17 protein-coding genes are annotated in these 18,265 nt (G+C 67.0%); 8 read left to right on the forward strand and 9 right to left on the reverse strand.

Features of this window, described 5'->3' with window-relative positions; genetic code table 11:
- Nucleotides 1-56 precede the first annotated feature (56 nt).
- The 3 genes from ACTZWU_RS12555 (at nt 57) to ACTZWU_RS12565 (ending at nt 2,511) form a co-directional block, all read left to right on the forward strand.
- Nucleotides 57-1,523 carry a DNA recombination protein RmuC gene (locus ACTZWU_RS12555; RefSeq protein WP_444737702.1) on the forward strand — a complete coding sequence of 489 codons (1,467 nt, stop codon included), beginning with the start codon at nt 57-59 and terminating at the stop codon, nt 1,521-1,523.
- Nucleotides 1,520-1,954 (forward strand): secondary thiamine-phosphate synthase enzyme YjbQ, encoded by a 435-nt coding sequence (locus ACTZWU_RS12560; protein WP_444737703.1) that lies wholly within the window; start codon nt 1,520-1,522, stop codon nt 1,952-1,954. Before ACTZWU_RS12555 ends, ACTZWU_RS12560 begins: the two co-directional genes overlap by 4 nt.
- Nucleotides 1,955-2,028: 74 nt before the next feature.
- Nucleotides 2,029-2,511: a GAF domain-containing protein gene (locus tag ACTZWU_RS12565; RefSeq protein ID WP_444737704.1), complete on the forward strand. Its 483-nt coding sequence runs from the start codon at nt 2,029-2,031 to the stop codon at nt 2,509-2,511.
- 51 nt (nt 2,512-2,562) lie between these two features.
- On the opposite strand, the gene ACTZWU_RS12570 is transcribed toward ACTZWU_RS12565, so the two are convergent.
- The 9 genes from ACTZWU_RS12570 to ACTZWU_RS12610 all read right to left on the reverse strand — a co-directional run bounded on the left by ACTZWU_RS12570 (nt 2,563) and on the right by ACTZWU_RS12610 (nt 13,355).
- Nucleotides 2,563-2,709 (reverse strand): entericidin A/B family lipoprotein, encoded by a 147-nt coding sequence (locus ACTZWU_RS12570; RefSeq protein ID WP_444737705.1) that lies wholly within the window; start codon nt 2,707-2,709, stop codon nt 2,563-2,565.
- Between the two features lie 71 nt (nt 2,710-2,780).
- Entirely contained in the window at nt 2,781-3,164 is a 384-nt protein-coding gene (gene rbsD / locus ACTZWU_RS12575) for a D-ribose pyranase (protein WP_444737706.1), read from the reverse strand.
- Nucleotides 3,165-3,174: 10 nt separating this feature from the next.
- Nucleotides 3,175-4,356 carry a dipeptidase gene (locus ACTZWU_RS12580; RefSeq protein ID WP_444737707.1) on the reverse strand — a complete coding sequence of 394 codons (1,182 nt, stop codon included), beginning with the start codon at nt 4,354-4,356 and terminating at the stop codon, nt 3,175-3,177.
- Nucleotides 4,357-4,420: 64 nt separating this feature from the next.
- Nucleotides 4,421-6,235 (reverse strand): M3 family oligoendopeptidase, encoded by a 1,815-nt coding sequence (locus ACTZWU_RS12585; protein WP_444737708.1) that lies wholly within the window; start codon nt 6,233-6,235, stop codon nt 4,421-4,423.
- Nucleotides 6,236-6,307: 72 nt separating this feature from the next.
- Nucleotides 6,308-7,096, reverse strand: coding sequence for a GNAT family N-acetyltransferase (locus ACTZWU_RS12590; protein WP_444737709.1), 789 nt, complete (start codon nt 7,094-7,096; stop codon nt 6,308-6,310).
- Nucleotides 7,097-7,154: 58 nt separating this feature from the next.
- Nucleotides 7,155-8,678, reverse strand: a complete 1,524-nt coding sequence (locus tag ACTZWU_RS12595) for a cryptochrome/photolyase family protein (RefSeq protein WP_444737710.1) — start codon at nt 8,676-8,678, stop codon at nt 7,155-7,157.
- A gap of 171 nt (nt 8,679-8,849) precedes the next feature.
- Nucleotides 8,850-10,853, reverse strand: coding sequence for a capsular polysaccharide biosynthesis protein (locus ACTZWU_RS12600; RefSeq protein WP_444737711.1), 2,004 nt, complete (start codon nt 10,851-10,853; stop codon nt 8,850-8,852).
- A gap of 7 nt (nt 10,854-10,860) precedes the next feature.
- A complete protein-coding gene (locus tag ACTZWU_RS12605) occupies nt 10,861-11,949 on the reverse strand; it encodes a polysaccharide biosynthesis/export family protein (protein WP_444737721.1) in 1,089 nt (362 codons plus the stop codon).
- A 146-nt stretch (nt 11,950-12,095) separates the two neighbouring features.
- Nucleotides 12,096-13,355: a capsule biosynthesis protein gene (locus tag ACTZWU_RS12610; RefSeq protein ID WP_444737722.1), complete on the reverse strand. Its 1,260-nt coding sequence runs from the start codon at nt 13,353-13,355 to the stop codon at nt 12,096-12,098.
- A 288-nt stretch (nt 13,356-13,643) separates the two neighbouring features.
- Here ACTZWU_RS12610 and ACTZWU_RS12615 point away from each other — a divergent pair, with 288 nt between their 5' ends.
- From ACTZWU_RS12615 to ACTZWU_RS12635, 5 genes are all read left to right on the forward strand, one after another.
- Nucleotides 13,644-14,255: a riboflavin synthase gene (locus ACTZWU_RS12615; protein ID WP_444737712.1), complete on the forward strand. Its 612-nt coding sequence runs from the start codon at nt 13,644-13,646 to the stop codon at nt 14,253-14,255.
- A 72-nt stretch (nt 14,256-14,327) separates the two neighbouring features.
- Nucleotides 14,328-15,446 (forward strand): 3,4-dihydroxy-2-butanone-4-phosphate synthase, encoded by a 1,119-nt coding sequence (gene ribB / locus ACTZWU_RS12620; RefSeq protein WP_444737713.1) that lies wholly within the window; start codon nt 14,328-14,330, stop codon nt 15,444-15,446.
- Nucleotides 15,447-15,449: 3 nt separating this feature from the next.
- Nucleotides 15,450-15,992, forward strand: a complete 543-nt coding sequence (locus ACTZWU_RS12625) for a 6,7-dimethyl-8-ribityllumazine synthase (RefSeq protein ID WP_444737714.1) — start codon at nt 15,450-15,452, stop codon at nt 15,990-15,992.
- Nucleotides 15,989-16,468 carry a transcription antitermination factor NusB gene (gene nusB / locus ACTZWU_RS12630; protein WP_444737715.1) on the forward strand — a complete coding sequence of 160 codons (480 nt, stop codon included), beginning with the start codon at nt 15,989-15,991 and terminating at the stop codon, nt 16,466-16,468. The genes ACTZWU_RS12625 and nusB overlap by 4 nt, the downstream gene beginning before the upstream one ends.
- Nucleotides 16,469-16,946: 478 nt before the next feature.
- Nucleotides 16,947-17,825: a DUF481 domain-containing protein gene (locus tag ACTZWU_RS12635; RefSeq protein ID WP_444737716.1), complete on the forward strand. Its 879-nt coding sequence runs from the start codon at nt 16,947-16,949 to the stop codon at nt 17,823-17,825.
- The last annotated feature ends 440 nt before the right edge of the window (nt 17,826-18,265 follow it).

The raw sequence follows: 18,265 nt of genomic DNA on the forward strand, positions 1-18,265 counted from the left end.
ACCCTTGCCTTGCGGCACAAAATGTGAACACTGGCCGCATTTTCAAGGGGATGCTCATGTCGGATCTTGCTGGCCCCGTTTTCATTGGTGCCTTGCCCTGGCAGGTTCTGTCGGCCCTGCTGGCGCTGTTCCTGCTGGTTTTGTGGCGGCGCGCGGCGCAGGCCGGTCAGCGTGCCGCATTGGCCGAGGATCGTCTGGACGCCGCCGACCGCCTGCGCGCGCAGGCCGAGGATCAGGCCGCACAGAACGCCATCCGCGCCCATCAGGCCGAATTGCGTCTGGGCCAGATCGAGACGCGGGTGGACCTGCAGGAAACCCGCCTGGCCGAACTGACCGAGGAACGCGACACTCTGACCGACGCCCTGCATCAGGCCCGCCGCGACCATGCCTCGCTTGAAACCCGGCTGGCCGAGACGCGCCTTGCCGCCGAAAAGGACCGCGAGGCCAGCGCCCGCGAAGTCGCCACGCTGCGCGCGCTGCGCGAGGAAATGACGGGACAGTTCAAGCTGCTCTCGGCAGAAACGCTGCGCAACCAGCAGGCCGATCTTCAGAAAAGCCAGAACGATCAGCTGAACGCGCTGCTGACGCCCTTCCGCGAACAGGTCCACCGCTTCCAGACCGAGCTGACCAGCCGCAACCGCATCCTTGACGAGGAAGCCGTGCGGCTGCGCGAACATATCCTGTCGCTGCACCAACGCAGCGAGCAGATCAGCCGCGAGGCCGTGGCCCTGACCCGCGCGCTGAAAGGCGACAAGCAGCGGCAGGGTGCCTGGGGCGAGATGGTCTTGGAACGCATCCTCGAGGATTCGGGCCTGCTGGCGGGCACGCATTACGACATGCAGTCCAGCTGGCGCGACGGCGACGGCAAGCTGTGGCGGCCCGATGTCGTGGTCAAGATGCCGCGCGGCAAGGTCATGGTGATCGACAGCAAGGTCTCGCTGAACGATTACGAGATCGCCGTCACCCATGACGACCCCGCCGAGGCGCAGGCCGCGCTACGCCGCCATGTGGCCGCGATGCGCGCCCATGTCACCCAGCTTTCGGATCGCGGCTATCAGCGGCTGGACGATGGCGCGGTCGATTACGTCCTGATGTTCGTGCCGATCGAGGGCGCCTTCTCCGAGGCGCTGCGCGCCGACCCCGCCCTGGCCGCCTTTGCGATGGAGCGGCGCGTGGGCCTGACCACACCCACCACGCTGATGCTGACCCTGCGGACGGTCGAGCATATCTGGGCAGTCGAGCGGCGTGAAAGCAACGCCGCCGAGATCGCGCGCCGGGCCGGTGCGCTTTACGACAAGCTGGCCGGGGTGATCGACGCGATGGAGGGTGTCAGCCGCGCGCTGGATCAGGCGAACAAGGCGCAGGGACAGGCGCTGGACCGTCTGTCGCGCGGCTCTGGCAACGTGATCCGGCAGGTCGAGATGCTGCGCGGCCTTGGCGCGCGGGCCAGCAAGCAGATCACGATGGACCACGACCCGCTGGACGAACCGCCCGCCCTGCCGGCATCCGAGGCCGCGAAATGATCATCAGCTTCACGATCCGCACGCAGGGCCCGCGCTGCCATGACATCACCGACAAGGTCGCGTCCTGGTTGAAAGGTCAAGGCGACGGCCTGCTGACCCTGATGATCCGTCATACCTCGGCCTCGTTGCTGATCCAGGAGAATGCCGATCCCGAGGTGCAGCACGATCTGCTGTCTTGGCTTGACCGGCTGGCGCCCCCGGCCGATCACCCGTCGATGGGCTGGGTCACGCACCGCTACGAAGGCCCTGACGACATGCCCGCCCATCTGAAAGCGGCGATTATGCCGGTCAGCCTGCAGATCCCGGTGCAGAAGGGTCAGATGATGCTGGGCCGCTGGCAGGGCATCTATCTGGTCGAACACCGCGCCAAGCCGCACGAGCGTCAGGTCGCGGCGCTGTTCCAGCCCTTGCCAGGCGAAGCGGATCGCTAAATCTGTCACGACTATGGGCCTCGTTTGGACGCGGTTCCGGGTTACTCTGCCCCGATCAGGCGCAAGAGGTTCCCATGACGAAGCATAATGCCACCCTCCCCCGGATCGCGGCGGATGCCGCGCGCGCGACCGCCATCCAGACGGCGCTGGAAGCCGTGCGCGAGACATTGGGGATGGAGGTGGGCTATCTTTCCGAATTCGTCGAGGAACGTGCCGTCTTCCGCGCCGTCAGCGCGCCGGGGCTTGAGGCGATGATCCAGCCCAGCCAGTCGATGGACCTGCGAGAGGTCTATTGCAAACATATCCTTGACGGGGGCTTGCCGCGCCTGATGGGCGATACAAGCCAACATCCGATCGCAGTCGAATTGCCGATCACGCGGATGATCCCGATCGGCAGCCATCTCAGCGTCCCGGTGCACAGGGCGGATGGCAGCGTCTTTGGCATGTTCTGCTTTCTCAGCCGCACGACCCGCACCGATCTGGACGACGCGGCCCTGCATCTGGTCGAAACCCAGTCCCGGCAGGTCGCAAGCTATCTGGACCCACAGCTGAAATGAGGCCCGCGCCGTCAGGCGGCGGAAGGTCCGCCGCCGTGCTGGGGCGCGGTGTCAGGTGCCCGCCTGAACCTCGGCGCTTTCCTGCTGGATCACCTGACCGGCCGTGGACAGGTCGCGGCCTGCACCTTCCACGGTTTCACAAGCGGCCAATCCCATGATGGCCAGAAGCGCGGCGAAACCGATGAATTTCCGTTGCATGAGACACTCCTTCGATTGTTTTGTCTGCAATTGTGCAACGGAACACCATCGCTGAGCGGCTGGTTCCTGCTTTAGAAGGCAACGCCGGCCCAAAGGCAGATATTCGCGTATGGCGTGCATTCACCCGTTCGGACCACCGCGCGGGCATAGCGGCTTTCCAGCTTGAAATCTTCATGTGAAATGCGCCCGAGCGCGCCGATCTCGCGCTCGGCAAAGCGGGCGATCAGGGCAGGGTCGGCCTCGGTCGCCAGAGCCGAGCGTTCGACCACCAGTTCCGCCAGCACGGCGTCGAGGACATCGAAGATCCCCGGAACGCCCCGCATCACCGCAAGATCGATGACCGGAACGCCTTTTGGAACGGGCAGGCCCGCGTCACCGATGACCAGCAGGTCGCCATGCCCCATCGAGGCGATCAGCCCCGACAGCGGCGCGTTCAGCAACCTCGTTCGTTTCATGTGCGCCCTCTCATTCCGGCGGCAAGGTTTCGCTGAGGAAGCGGATCATGTTGCCCCCCATCACCTTGCGGATCTGTTCGTCGCGCAGACCCGTATCCATCAGGGCCTGAGTCAGGGCGGGCAGATGCGCCGCGTCGAAAGGGACCGTCACACCGCCGTCCCAGTTCGAGCCTAGCGCGACATGATCCTCGCCCACCAGAGCGATCGCGGCGCGGATCGCGCCCGCGATCTCGGCCGGGGTCGCGCCGCAGACGACATCGGTCCAGAAACCGATGCCGATCAACCCGCCTGCCTCGGCGATTCGCTGCAGCTTGGTGTCCGCGATGTTCCGGGTGCTGGGGCAATGCGACAGCACTCCGGTATGCGACAGGATCGGCCGCGCCCCCGGAATGGCCAGCACATCCGCGACCGTGGCGGGCGAGGCATGGGACAGATCGATGATCAGGTTCTGGTCGATCATGCGCCTGACCATGAGCCTGCCGAAATCGGTGAGACCGTAATCGCGATAGCCTTCGCCGTGCAGGCTTGGCCCCAGTTCGTTGTCCAGAAACTCGACCAGTCCGACGACGCGGAACCCGGCCTCGACCAGCCGGTCCAGATTGGCTGGATCCCCGTTCAGCAGATAGGCACCCTCGATCGCCAGCAGGGCCCCGACGACGGGCTGGCCCAGTTCGCGTTCCGCCAGAACGGCGTCGAGGTCGGGACGTGCGCGGATGATGCGAAGTGTTTCGGGGGCGCGTGCCTCGGCATCGGCAAGGACGCGGGCCTGTTCCAGCGCGCGCTCCATTGCCGAGAACCATGTTCTTGGTGGGCGAAGTTGCGTGATGAACAGGGCCGACACCCGGTCGCGCGAATTCGAACGGTTGCGCGTGTAGTTCTGTCCAAAGGGACTGTCAGTATTCGCGGCGACCACATGCACGGCGACATTACCCTCGACAAGGCGCGGCAGGTCGGTGTGGCCGCGGTCGGTGCGGCGTAGCGGGGCGCGGTCCCAGACCAGCATTCCTGAATGCAGGTCGCCGATCGTCAATTCGGCATGAAGCGCCTGCGCGCTTTCGCTGACCGGCCAGCCTTCCGGGGGCATGGTGACGCGGTTCATGCGTCGCTCGATCGTGGAGGGGGCGATAAGAAAGAACAGTAGGATTGCAGCAGTCAGAGCCAGGACAAGGCCCAGCACCGCGCGTCTCGCCATGATTCTCTCCCAGTCGTCGAAGGCCGATCATAAACCGGCCTCCGACAACGGCAAAGCGTTTCGGTCAGTCTTCCAGCGCCTCCAGTTGGTCGATCAGCCCCTCGATCATCGACAGGCCCTTGTCCCAGAAGGCCGGGTCCGAGGCGTCCAATCCAAAGGGCGCCAGCAATTCCTTGTGGTGACGCGACCCGCCCGCCTTCAGCAGGTCGAAATAGCGGGCCTGGAAGTCGGGCAGCCCGTCCTCGTAAGCGGCGTATAGCGCGTTCACCAGCCCGTCGCCGAAGGCATAGGCATAGACGTAAAAGGGCGAGTGCACAAAATGCGGGATATAGGTCCAGAATGTCTCGTATCCCGGCATGAAGTCGAAGACCGGGCCAAGGCTTTCATGCTGGACCTGCATCCACAGGGCGTTGATGTCGTCGGGCGTCAGCTCGCCCTCGGCGCGGGCGGCATGCAGGCGGCATTCGAAATCGTAAAAGGCGATCTGGCGGATCACCGTGTTGATCATGTCCTCGACCTTGCCGGCCAGCAGGGCTTTTTTCTGCGCCGGATCGGTGGTGCGGGCCAGCAGGGCGCGGAAGGTCAGCATCTCGCCAAAGACCGAGGCGGTTTCCGCCAGCGTCAGCGGGGTTGATGCCAGCAGCTCGCCCTGAGCGGCGGCAAGGCGCTGGTGGACGCCGTGGCCCAGTTCATGCGCGAGCGTCATCACGTCGCGCGGTTTGCCAAGGTAATTCAGCAGGATATAGGGATGCGCGGTGGTCACGGTCGGGTGGGCAAAGGCGCCTGGCGCCTTGCCGGGCTTCACGCCCGCGTCGATCCAGCCCTTGTCGAAGAAGGGTCGCGCCAGTTCCGCCAGTTCGGGCGAAAAGCCTGCATAGGCGTCCAGCACCGTGGCCTGCGCCTCGGGCCAGTCGATCAGGCGGGGCGTGTCCGTCGGCAGGGGGGCGTTGCGGTCCCAGACCTGCAGCTTGTCCAGCCCCAGCCAGCGCGCCTTGAGCGCGTAATAGCGATGCGACAGGCGCGGATAGGCGGCGGTGACGGCATTACGCAGCGCCTCGACCACTTCGGGTTCGACATGGTTCGACAGGTGGCGGCCATGCTGTGGCGATGGCATCTTGCGCCACTTGTCCTCGATCGCCTTTTCCTTGGCCAGCGTGTTGTGGATGCGCGCGAACAGACCGACATTGGCGGTGAATACCTTGGCCAGCGCCCGGGCACCGGCCTCGCGGCGCGCTCGGTCATGGTCGGTCAGCAGGTTCAGCGTGGCTTCCATGCCAAGCGTCTCTCCGTCCACGTCGAAGGTCAGCGCGGCGGTCGTCTCGTCGAACAGGCGGTTCCAGGCGGCGGCACCCACGACGGAATTGTCGTGCAGGAATTGTTCGAGTTCGTCGGACAATTGGTGCGGGCGCATCGCGCGCATCCGGTCGAAGACCGGCTTATAGCGCGCCGGGCCGTCGGCGGCGGCAAAGACCGCCTGATAGGTTTCGTCCGGGATACGGTTGAATTCCAGGCTGAAGAAAACCAGCGGAGTCGTCAGCTCGGTGATCCTGCCCTGCATGTCGCCCATCTGCTTGGCGCGGACCGGATCGGTGGTGTTCTGGTAATAGCGCAGCCCGACATAGGACATGATGCGACCGGCCAGAATGTCGATCCGCTCGTATTCCTGGATGCAGGCCAGCATCTCGGCAGGGGTCAGATCGGCCAGGCGGTTCCGATAGGTCTGGGCAAAGCGGGACACGCGCTGGCCCAGGGCCTCGGTATCGGCAGCCAGTTCCGGGCTGTCGGGCGCCGGGTAAAGATCGGTCAGATCCCATTCGGGCAGGGCGCCGAATTCGCCCTTTGCCGGTTCCTGCGCGTCATATGCCATGCTGCCTGCCATGATCTTTCCTTTCCCTTGTCCCGTCCAGATGTGGACGCTGCAGCAGGGGGGCGCAAGGGGTCCGCTTGCCGCTCAAAGACCAGAGAAGGCACGCGCGTGACGGATCGCGCTGCCGGCGGGCAAAGTGCCGTGGATCATCGGCACCGCCCCATCAACGTCCGGCACCAGAGCCGCCTGATGAAAGCCGCAAGCGGCAAACAATCTCTGCTGGCCCATCCCGACGACCGGCAGAGGCCCTGCCACCGCGACGGCTGCATTGATCAGGGCGCGGGCAAGCCCCCGGCCACGCAGGGCCGGATGCACGGTCAGAAGCCCAAGCGCCAGCGCGGGGCGCGCCGCCTGCATGGGCGACAACGCGACATGGCCGACCGCATGCCCCTCGAGATGGGCGATCAGCGAATGGGCCAGATCGCCATCCTCGCGCAGGCGCTGCAGGATGCGCCCCTCGCGGCCATCGCCCAGCAGAGCGTCAAGCGCGGCGCCGTCGGCGGGGCTTTCGGGCCGGATGCGCGGCTGCACCTCGTGGCGGTGAAAATCGCGCCCCATATCGCGGCTGAGCTGCCCCCAGAGACTGGCGGCCGTCCGGGTCTGGTGGGCGGTGAACGCGGCCGCGTCAGCAAAGATCTCGGCCAGGGACCATTCCATCGGATTATCGCTCTGCTCGATGCGGAACAGCAGGCAGCCCGGCTCGGCCCGGCTGGCGGTGACATGTGCCGGCAGCAGGTCCAGCGCAGTCATCATGTCCGCGGCATTGCGGCAGATCAGCCTTCCATGCAAGGCGACGGCGGGCCGCGACAGGGTGACGGGCTCGCCACCCAATTCCGGGTCGGCCGCCGCATGGTGGCCGCAATTGCAGATCATCTGCCGGTCTCTCCTGCTTTGGGCCAGACTGCGCCGGGGCCAAGTCTCGCGTCAAGCGTCAGACGGTTTCGCCTGCCTCCATCCGGTGCAGGAAATCCGCGGCCTCGGCCCGGATCGTGCGGCGCCGCGCCTCGTCCATCCTGTCCCATGTCGCATAGATGCGCCCGATGCGCGGATTGCGCGCGAAACGCTCTCGGTGCCGGTCGAGGAAATCCCAGTAAAGCAGGTTGAACGGACAGGCATCCCGCCCCGTCCGTGCAGCGACCTTGTAGGCGCAGCCCTTGCAATAATCGGACATCTTGTTGATGTAATTGCCCGAACTGACATAGGGCTTCGACCCGACCACGCCGCCATCCGCGAATTGGCTCATGCCGATGACATTGGGCGCCTGGACCCATTCATAGGCGTCGATATAGACGGCCAGATACCATTCATGGACCTGCGCCGGATCGATCCCGGCCAGCAGCGCGAAGTTGCCGGTCACCATCAGGCGCTGGATGTGATGGGCATAGGCATGATCGCGCGTCTGCCCGATGGCCTCGGCCATGCAGCTCATCCGCGTCCGCGCGCCCCAGAATAGCGCCGGCAGGTCGCGACGGTGATCCAGCAGGTTGCGCGCGGTGTAATCCGGCCCTTCCAGGAAATAGATCCCCCGCATGAACTCGCGCCAGCCCAGGATCTGGCGGATATAGCCCTCGGCCGAGTTCAACCGCACCTCGCCCCGCGCATAGGCCTGCGCCACGGCCTCGCAGACCTCGCGCGGCGACAGAAGCCCGGCATTGATATAGGGTGACAGCAGCGAGTGGTACAAAAAAGGGTCCCCCGCGAGCATCGCATCCTGATAGGGGCCGAACTCGTCCAAGGCATGCCGGACGAAATGGTCCAGCATCCGCAGCGCGCCCGCGCGGTCCGTTGCCCAGCCAAAGGGCCGCAGCCGGCCGAAATTCCCCGGAAAGCGCGCCTCGACCAGATCCAGGACCGCCTGCGTTTCGGCATCGGGCTCGCAGAACGGGGGCCTCACGCGCAGCAGATCGCCCGAGGCGGGCTTGCGATTGTCGTGATCATAGTTCCACTGCCCGCCCTCGGGCTGGTCGCCCTGCATCAACAGGCCGGTCTTGCGCCGCATCTCGCGATAGAACCACTCCATCCGCAATTCCTTGCGGCCCTCGGCCCAGGCCTCGAATTCCGCATGGCTGGCAAGGAACCGGTCATCGGCGCGCTGATGCACGGGTATCGGCAGATCGCCCAGGGCCCGGATCAGCCGCCATTCGCCCGGTTCCGTCGCGATCACCTCGCGCAGACCCCGCGCGGCCGCCAGACGCAGGATCTCGCCGCCGATCGACTGGCTGTTCTCGGGATCATCCAGCCGCGTATAGACGACCTCAAGGCCCCGCGCGCGCAGTTCACCCGCGAACTTCCGCATCGCCGCAAAAAGGAACGCGATCTTTTGCGGGTGATGGCGGACATAGCTGGCCTCGTCCATCACCTCGGCCATCAGGACGACATCGCTGGGCCGCGCCTCGCGTAGGGCGGCGATGTGATGGGAAAGCTGGTCTCCCAGCACAAGGATCAGTCGGCTCACGGCGTCCTCGGAGCAGTTTCGGCCACGCAACCTGCCCCGCGCCGCCCCCGCTTGCAAATGCGTCCCGGTGCCGCGTCCGCCTTGTGCCGCCGGTCCTGTCTTTGCCTTGGTCCAAATATCCCGGGGGGAGTCCGCAGGACGGGGGGCAGCGCCCCCCAAAAGCCGCCGCGATCAGCGCCGCCAGATCCAGGAATGTCCCGCCAGCGCGCCCTGGGCCTTGGCCAGCAAGCGCAATCCCGCAGGCTGGCCGCACCGCCCCTCGGCCAGCCGCGCCAGCGCCAGTTCGGCGGGGCAGGGCAGCCCCGTGACCGGATCGCGGTATCGCGGATAGGCGATCAGGCAGGCATGGGCCAGCGCCTCGGGCGAGGGCCTCGCCCGGCGGCGCGGCAGGCCCGGCCCCAGATCGCGCGTCAGCCCCCAGCCCGCGTAAAAGGGCATGCCAAGCGTCGTGACCGGCACGCCGCGCAGCAGCGCCTCGAAACCAAGGGTCGAGGTGATGGTCCAGACCTCGTCCACCGCCGCGATCAGGGCCAGCGGATCGGCCCGGTCCGCGACATGGTCGGCCAGGGCCGTCAGCCTGTCGGGCGCGATCAGGCCGGGGCGCAGACCGGCCTCGACATCGGGATGGGGCTTGTAGATCACCTGCGCGTCCGGGTTCTCGGCCCGCACGCGTGCCAGCAGCGCCAGATTGGTCCGCTCGGCCCCCGCGCCGCGCAGGATCGAGGCGTCATTCTCGACCTGGCCCGGAACCAGGATGCGCCGCCGCCCGTCCGCCGGGGGCAGGTCCGCACGGCCGCCCAGATTGTATTTCGTCAGCCCCGCCGCGATCAGCGCCGCGACCAGCCGCCCCGCCCGCGCCTCGCCGCCCGGAGGCGGCCCGGCCTCGATCAGCGCCTCAAGGCGCGAGGGCGCGGTGGGGTCGAAATAGATCCCCAGATCGTCCGCCACGACCGAAAGCGGCGGCGTCAGCGCCGCGCCAAGGCCGCGCGAGCGCAGGAACCCGTCCTCGACCCGGATCGCCTGCGGCACGGCCTTGGCCGCGCCCGCCCAGGCCAGCGTGACCTGCGCCGAAGGGCGCGACTGGAACCGCAAGGGCCGCACATCGCCGAATTCGCGCGCCAGAAAGCGCCGCTTCCAAAGCCGCATCCCATAGGCCCTGTGGCCGTGGCGATCCTGTCTGAAGGCCTTTGCCTCGGCCTCGATCTGGTCCAGCGCGCCTTCGAAATCGGTCAGCCGGTCGCGGCAGGGATCATACCAGACCGGGCCGGTCAGGTGGCTTGCGGCGAACAGCGCCTGGGGCGTGGCGCGGCCCCGGCGGCCCGGCGGCAGGGCCGCCTCGTCATCGCTGAGGCCCCAACCCGCATAGAAGGGCAGGCCGAAAAGCCGTGGCCGATGACCGGCCAGCAGGGCCTCGTAGCCCAGTTGCGAACTGACCGCATAGACCCGCGCGGCCCCCTCGACCAGCCGCCAGGGCGAGATGGGCCCGTCGCAGATCATCTCGCCGTCGCGCAGGTCGTCGCGCGTCAGATGGCCGGGCCGCAGGCCCTGGGCGGTTTCGGGATGGCTGCGGACCACGATACGGTGGCCGGGATTCTCGTCCCGCGCGGCCTGAAGCATCGTCAGGAACAGCCCGCGTCCCGCACCGCGCAGCGAGGCATCGCCCCGCGTCTGGTCGATCACCAGCACATAGCCCGGTTCCGGCGCGGGCAGGGCAGGGTCGTGGGCATTGTATTTCGACAGATCGGCCGCGCGCAGCCGGGCCAGGCCCTCTCGGGCGCGGGCCTCGGTCCCGGGGGGCAGGGGCGCGCGGATCAGCCGCTCCAGCAGCGAGGGGTGACCGGGGTCGAAATGCAGGCCTTCGGGGTCGATCAGCAGGCCCACCGCCCCCCGTCGGGCCAGCGCACCCCGCGCCCGCCCCGGCAGGATCGAGCGCAGGAACGCGTCCTCAACCGTGACCACCGATGCGCCGGTCCGTTCCGCGACGCGGCGCCCGCGCCATGCGGTGGGGCTGGCCCCCCAGATGCCTACCGCGCCGTCCGGGCCAGGCAGGCCGAGGACGGGCCGCCAGCCCGCCAGCGTCAGGATGCGCGCAAGGCGCGTCTGTCGCAGGAAGCCCAGGTTGAAAACATGAAGCCGCCGGGGGGTCCCGGCGGCTTGTGGTCTTTCGGCCTGCATGGGCGGGTCAGTTGCCCAGGTTCGACAGGCTGTTGGCGGTCGCGGCGCTGCCCGTGATCGCGCCTAGCGTCTTCTGCCATTGGACATAAGGCGCCTCGGTCACATAGAGCGTGTCGCCGTCGCGGATGATGAAGTCGCGCGCGAGGAACAGCCCGTTCGGGCGAGTCAGGTCCAGCACATAGGCAAAGCGCGTCGTGGTATCGACGGGCCGGCCCAGGACGCGGCTGGCGACCGAGGGCGGCTCGTCGCGCATCACGAAGACGCCTTTAGGGTCGGCCAGCTGGGTGCTGAGGCCGCCGACCATCGCGATGGCCTCGACCGCGTTGATCACCTCGTTGCCAAGCGGCACGCGCGTCTGGCCGCCAAGCGCGCCAAGCGAGGTGAAGGTGCGCTGGTCTTCCTCGACCACGATCAGGTCGCCGGGGCGCAGGGCGATGTCATTGGACGGGCTGGCATAGAGATCGGTCAGCCAGACCTTGCCGGATTCGCCGCCGCGCTTGACGGTGACCACCGCGACCTCGGGCGGGATCGCGACGCCGCCCGCACGCGCCAGCATGGCCGACAGCGACCGGGTCGGGCGCTCGATCGGATAGACGCCCTGTGCGCTGACCCGCCCCATGACCGAGACGGTCGCGCCGTCGCCCGCCACCCGCGCGACCGAGACCTGCGGATCGGGCGTGCGGACCGACAGCTGGTCGGTGATGATCTGGCGCAGCTGGTCGGGCGTGTTGCCCGCGGCGCGGACCCGGCCCGCATAGGGCACGAAGATGAAGCCGTCGCTGTCCACCTGAATTTCGGTCAGCTGGGCGGAACTGGCCCCGGCCGAGGTCAGAAGCCCGTCCTGCACGTTTTCCCAGATCGCCAGACCCAGCCGGTCGCCGGCCCGGATCTCGTCCGCGCCGACCTGGGCCGCGTTGCGGAAGCTGGCCGAGAAGCCGAAGGCGGGCGCAAAGGCCGATGCGCGCGTCACGTGGTCGTTGACATAGATGACGTGGGTGTTGCCGCCCTTCTCGACCGAGCCGCGAAAGATCTCGGTCTTGTTGGGGCCGGAACGGGGCAGGGCGCAGGCCGCCAGCAGGGCAAGCGACGCGATCATCACCAGCCGGAACACGGCCGACGCGCGGAAGGATACTGTCACCTCTGATACTCCTGTTATTGTCGCCCGGTTGGGTTGGACGCCTTTTTGCGCAATTTAACGAGGAATTGCCGCTGCGGCTACCGGAATTGCAGCGGGACGGAGGATCACCGCTCGCTCTCGGTCGGTTGGTGCCGATGGGTCACATGGCCGGCGGCCAGGGCCTGATACGGGTCCTCGGGCGACAGCATCATGTCGGCGACCAGCCGCAGCGCATGGGCGCGCGACCGCTTGGCGTAAAAGCCGCCGGGGATCTGGCTGGTTTGCAGCAGATAGTCCCGAAACACCCGATAGGCCTGCGGGTCGGGCGGCATGGGCCGCGCGAAGAACGTGTCGAGATCCTGGTCCGAGACAAGCCCGGGCTTGTCATAGACCGCCCGGCCAAGCGCCTTGACCGGGATGCCGCGCCACAAGGCCTGTTGCGCGCCGGTCGAATTCACCGTGACCACCGCGCGCGCATGGGACAGGATTTCGGCCAGCTTGCCGCCGCGGATATAGTGGATCCGGTCCAGGCAGCCATTGCGTTCCCCCGCCGCCTGGATCGCGGCACGGTTGCCGGCGCGCCCATCCTCCAGCGGGTGGGCCTTGAAGACCAGATGGTGATGGCGCGGGGCCGAGCGCGCGAAGGCGTCGATCACCTGGTCGATGAACTGCGCGTTGCGGGTAAAGGGCGAGTGGCCCAGGAAATTGCTGTCATGTTCCAGCTGCATCAGCACCAGGCTGAAGGGCCAGCCCGACAGCCGCAGCCGTCGCCATTGCAGGCTGCGCTGCACGGCATAGAGCGGCGCCAGAACCAGCCGCCGCGCGTTCAGCCGCACCTCGGTCGCGACCGGGATCGCCCGATGGCCGCGATAGGCGCGGTAATCGCGGTTCATCAGCAACAGCAGCAGGTGATAGAACAGGCCATAGAACTTGTGCTGGCGCATGTCGCCCCAATGGGCGGGCGGGCGGCGCACCTCGCTGACCTGTTCGCGGAGCGCCGCGCGCATCTGCGCCAAGGGAATCCGCATCAGCGCGGAATGGCCGTTCGAGCCCTCGCGCTCGTAGCTGATCCAGTAGGGGCGCAGATAACCCTCTTCGAAGACGTGGACGGTGATGCCGCGGATCGCGGCCTTTTCGCGCGCGATGGCGTGGATCGCGCGCACGTCGCCGTAAAGCACGATATCCGTCACGCGCTTTTCGGTCAGGATGCGGTCCAGATGGTCGGGCCAGTCGGCGACCGTGCCGTGATGGGGGATGAAGCGGTCGCGGTCAGACCAGAAGAACTGGTCCCCCGCATTGAAGCCGCAGCGCCAGATCGTCGCGCCCGCCGCCGCCAAGAGCGTGGCGAGGCGGTCGAAGAACGGGCCATGCGGGCCTTGCAGCATCAGGAAGACGCGATCCGACACGGCAACGGGCGGCACCGGGTTCTGCCTGTCTTGGGCCTTGGGCAGGGCGGGATTATCGTGGTACATGGGGCGATCGTTATGGTCGGACAACGTAATTTTCCTTTCCCAGTCATCGCACGAGACGGCCCTTCGCGCCATCGATTTATCCTGCAAATGCGTTCCACCCCGGCCCTTGCGCGACTTTGCGCCCCGATGCCGCCCGAACGGGCTTCTTGAACGGGCCGGGGGTTTCGCCTAACTCGGGGCAGGTTGCAGGGAAGGAATGCGATGTTCACCGGGATCATCACCGATATCGGCAAGGTGCTGGCCGTCGAGATGCGGGGCGACATGCGCGCCCGGATCGGCTGCGGCTATGACATGGCGGGCGTGGACATGGGCGCCTCGATCGCCTGCGACGGCGTCTGCCTGACCGTGATCGCCAAGGGGGCGGACTGGTTCGACGTGGACATCTCGGCCGAGACGCTGTCCAAGACGAATATCGGCGCCGAGGGCTGGCCGGTCGGCAAGCGGCTGAACCTGGAACGCGCGCTGCGCGTCGGCGACGAGCTGGGCGGCCACATCGTCAGCGGGCATGTGGACGGCGTGGCCCGCATCACCGAGGCCCGGCGCGAGGGCGACAGCCTGCGTCTGGTCTTCGAGGCGCCCGCCGCACTGGCGCGCTTCATCGCGCCCAAGGGTTCGGTCGCGCTGAACGGCACCTCGCTGACCGTGAACGAGGTCGAGGGCACGTCCTTCGGCATCAACCTCATCCCGCACACGCAAGAGGTCACGACCTGGGGCGATGCCGCCGAGGGCGATGCCGTGAACCTGGAAATCGACACGCTGGCCCGCTATGTCGCCCGGCTGGCCGAGGCCGACCGGACCATCGGGCATCCGTGACGCGGCGCCCCGCCTCTGGCCCTCGCGATGCGGCTGGGCTAGATCTGGGGCAGTCGCTGGAAAGGTATCCCCATGCAGTATGAAAAGCCCGGCCCTGTCGAGACGGACTTGTCGGACGCGATCTCGCCCATCGAGGCGATCATCGACGAGGCCCGCAACGGCCGCATGTTCATCCTGGTCGATCACGAGGATCGCGAGAACGAGGGCGATCTGGTCATCCCCGCGCAGATGGCCACGCCCGACGCGATCAACTTCATGGCGACGCATGGGCGCGGGCTGATCTGCCTGTCCATGACCGCGGCCCGGATCGAGGCGCTTGGCCTCGGCCTGATGAGCCCGCGCAATTCCAGCCGTCACGAGACCGCCTTCACCATGTCGATCGAGGCGCGCGAGGGCGTGACCACCGGCATCAGCGCCCATGACCGCGCGCGCACGGTCAGCGTGGCCATCGACCCCGCCAAGGGGGCGGCCGACATCGCCACGCCCGGCCACATCTTTCCCCTGCGCGCCCGCGACGGCGGCGTTCTGGTCCGGGCGGGTCACACCGAGGCCGCAGTGGACATCTCGCGGCTGGCCGGGCTGAACCCGTCGGGCGTGATCTGCGAGATCATGAACGACGACGGCAGCATGGCGCGCCTGCCCGATCTGGTGGCCTTCGCGCAGCGTCACGGCCTGAAGATCGGCACGATCAGCGACCTGATCCGCTATCGCCGGCGCCACGACAACCTGATCGTGGAACGTGCACAGCGCCAGGTGCTGTCCGAGCATGGCGGCGAATGGATGATGCGGATCTTTGCCGACGAGACGCAGGGCGCCGAGCATATCGTCCTGACCAAGGGCGACCTGACCGCGCCGGGCCCGGTTCTGGTGCGGATGCACGCACTGGACCCGCTGCATGACGTTCTGGGCGTCCAGCGCGGATCCGGCGGCAGTCTGCCTGCCGCCATGCGCGCCATTGCCGATGAGGGGCGCGGCGTCGTCGTGCTGATCCGCGATCTGGTCGAGACCATCACCCAGCCGGGCGAGGCCTCGCCCCATATCCTGCGGCAATACGGTCTGGGGGCGCAGATCCTGTCCACTCTGGGCCTGTCGGAACTGGTTCTTCTGACGAATACCGCGCCGGTCAAGGTCGTGGGGCTTGACGGCTACGGGCTTTCCATCCATTCCACCCGGCCTATCCCCAAGGACTGAGCCATGGCATCCCATACCGAGCAACACGACCTGCCGCTGCCGCATTTCGATGCGCCCGTGCGACTGCTGGCGGTGGTCGCGCCCTATTACCGCGAGATCGCTGACAACCTGTTGGCGGGCACGCGCGCCGTGGCCGATGCCGCCGGGGCCCAGCTTGACGTGGTCGAGGTGCCGGGCGCGCTGGAAATCCCCACTACGGTCGCGCTTGCCGCGCGGGCCGGGCGGCATGACGGCTTCGTCGCGCTTGGCTGCGTGGTGCGCGGCGAGACGACCCATTACGACACGGTCTGCAACGACAGCTCGCGCGGGCTGGCGCTGCTGGGCCTTCAGGGCATCTGCATCGGCAACGGTATCCTGACGGTCGAGAACATGGTGCAGGCCGAACGCCGCGCCGATCCCGCAGGCATGGACAAGGGCGGCGCCGCAGCCGCCGCGGCGCTGCATCTGGTCGCTCTGGCCCGCCGCTGGCAGTCCGCGCCCGGCCGCGCCGTCCCCCATGACGTGATCCGCCTTGCGGGCGAGCTGGACGGGCAGGGCCGCGCATGAGTTCCGACACCACCACCCCGCGCCCCGACCGCCGCAGCCTCAGCAGTGCCGCCCGGCTGTACGCCGTGCAGGCCCTGTTCCAGATGGAGGCCGCCGGCCAATCCGCCGAACGCGTCACGCGAGAGTTCCAGAACTACCGCATCGACGCGGAGGACCGTGACGGTCCGACCTCGGCCGCCGACGAGGATCTGTTCGCGCGCATCCTTGACGACGCGGTTACGTGGCAGTCGCGGATCGACCAGGCGACCGACCGGGCGCTGGTGGCGCGCTGGCCCATCGACCGGATCGACCCGGTCCTGCGCGCGATGTTCCGGTCGGCCGGGGCGGAGCTGGTCGCAGCGAAAGCGCCGCCCAAGGTCGTCATCTCAGAATATGTCCGCCTGACCGAGGCGTTCTTTCCCGACGGCAAAGAGCCGAAATTCGTCAATGCCGTGCTGGATCACATCGCCCGCGAATTGCGCCCCGAAGCGTTCTGACACCTGCAAAGGCTGCCTTTCCCTCAAGGCCCGGTCCTCGCGACCGGGCCTTTTGCCTGTGGCGACGCGGTTTCCCGCGCGCGGCAGGATCTCGCCGCGTCCAGAGGTGTGGCGGGAACGCAACAACTTTGCGCCCCAGAAGAATCGGTTTACTTGCCTAGTTTCAAGGCACTCACGCCCATGTTGCAAACCGGGAAGATCGCCGGCCAGCGGATCGCCGGGCCGGGTACGCGGCAAACATGCAAGGAGAGGGCGCGTTCCGCCCGAACCGCGCCGGTTGCATCACAAATCGTGTCGGTCGAATTTGAGCAATCTATTGCCGATAGCGCGGAAGTCACGATTCCCTCACGTTTTCGGCATTTTCCCTTGTTGGGTGGCGGGCTTTGAACCGGTGGGGCAGGCCCTTAGTTCTCACTCCAGCAGAGATGCTCCGGCACAAGACGGCCGGACAGACGACACTCAGCTCGTGAGGATGAAGATGAAAAAGATTACCCTGTTGACCAGCACTGCCGCGATGCTGGCCGTTCTGTCGGTTCCTGCCTTGGCCCAGACCGAGCGTGCCACCGGCGCCACCGCCGTCGGCGTGACGCAGATCGACGACCGCATCACCGATATCGAGGATGCAGTGCGCGATGATTTCGACCGTTCGGCTGATTCCGACCGCTTCGGCCCGGCCGACCGTCGCACCGGCCTGTTCGGCACCATGTCGCTCAGCTACACCGGCCGCACCGGCAACACCGAGAACCAGGACCTGGCGATCGCGGGTCGCGTCAACTACAATCAGGGCCAGTTCGCGCAGAGCGTCGGCGTCTCGATCGAGTATGGCGAGAACGACGACGGCGACCGCGACACCGAAGAGACGCAGGCGATCTATGACGCCCAGTACTACTTCAACGACCAGCTCTACGGCTTCGCCCTCGGCAGCCTGAAGGTCGATGGTCTGGTGGACGGCACCAACCGCCCCGACGACCTGCGTCGTGACGGCTTCCTCGGCTTCGGTCCGGGCTACCGCATCATCAACACGCAAGACACCGCGTGGCGCGTTCAGGCCGGTGTCGGCATCCGCTACCAGCAGACCGGCGCCGCGTTCGCGGGTGACGAGGGTTCGGTGACCGAGACGGGCTACATCGCCTCGTCGCGCCTGTACCACCGCTTCAACGACATGGTCTTCCTGACCAACGACACCGACTATCTGGGTTCGAGCGATGCAAACGACCGCATCACCAACGAACTGGGTGTGAACTTCCGCGTCTCGGACCAGCTGGCGACCCGCGTGAGCTATCGCACCGAATATGTCGAAAATCGCGACACCCGCACCGACAACCGTCTGGGCGTCGCGGTGGTCTACGGCTTCTGATCGTTTCCCCGATCCTGAGTCTCTCTGGAAGGGCGGCCCTCGGGCCGCCCTTTTCCATGTCGCCGGAAGTGTAGTGGAGGGTGGCGGGAACCGCTGCGACCGCGGCGGCGTCAGATTTCCCGAAAGCCTGATCATTCAGGTGGGCACCAGGTAACGTGACCAGGGTCACGACAGAGCCAGCGCCCTCGGAAAACTTATAGGCCAGTGGAAATGTGGCCGCACGCGCGAAGAGCAGAAGCCCGCCACGGACAAAGCTAGGGGCAGGGCGCGCTGATTTCAAGCGGTTCGCCCCTGGGCGGGCGGAAGGCGATTCCGACGTGATTCTAACGCGCTGCGCAGGGTTCTGGCCGAAGGCGGCTCTATTAACACCGTAAAAACAGTGACTTGATACAAATCTTCATCCGGCTGTCATTTTTCCTGTTGCGCCCGTCAGCGCCTGA

Source organism: Paracoccus sp. NSM, assembly GCF_052379855.1.
GTDB lineage: Bacteria > Pseudomonadota > Alphaproteobacteria > Rhodobacterales > Rhodobacteraceae > Paracoccus.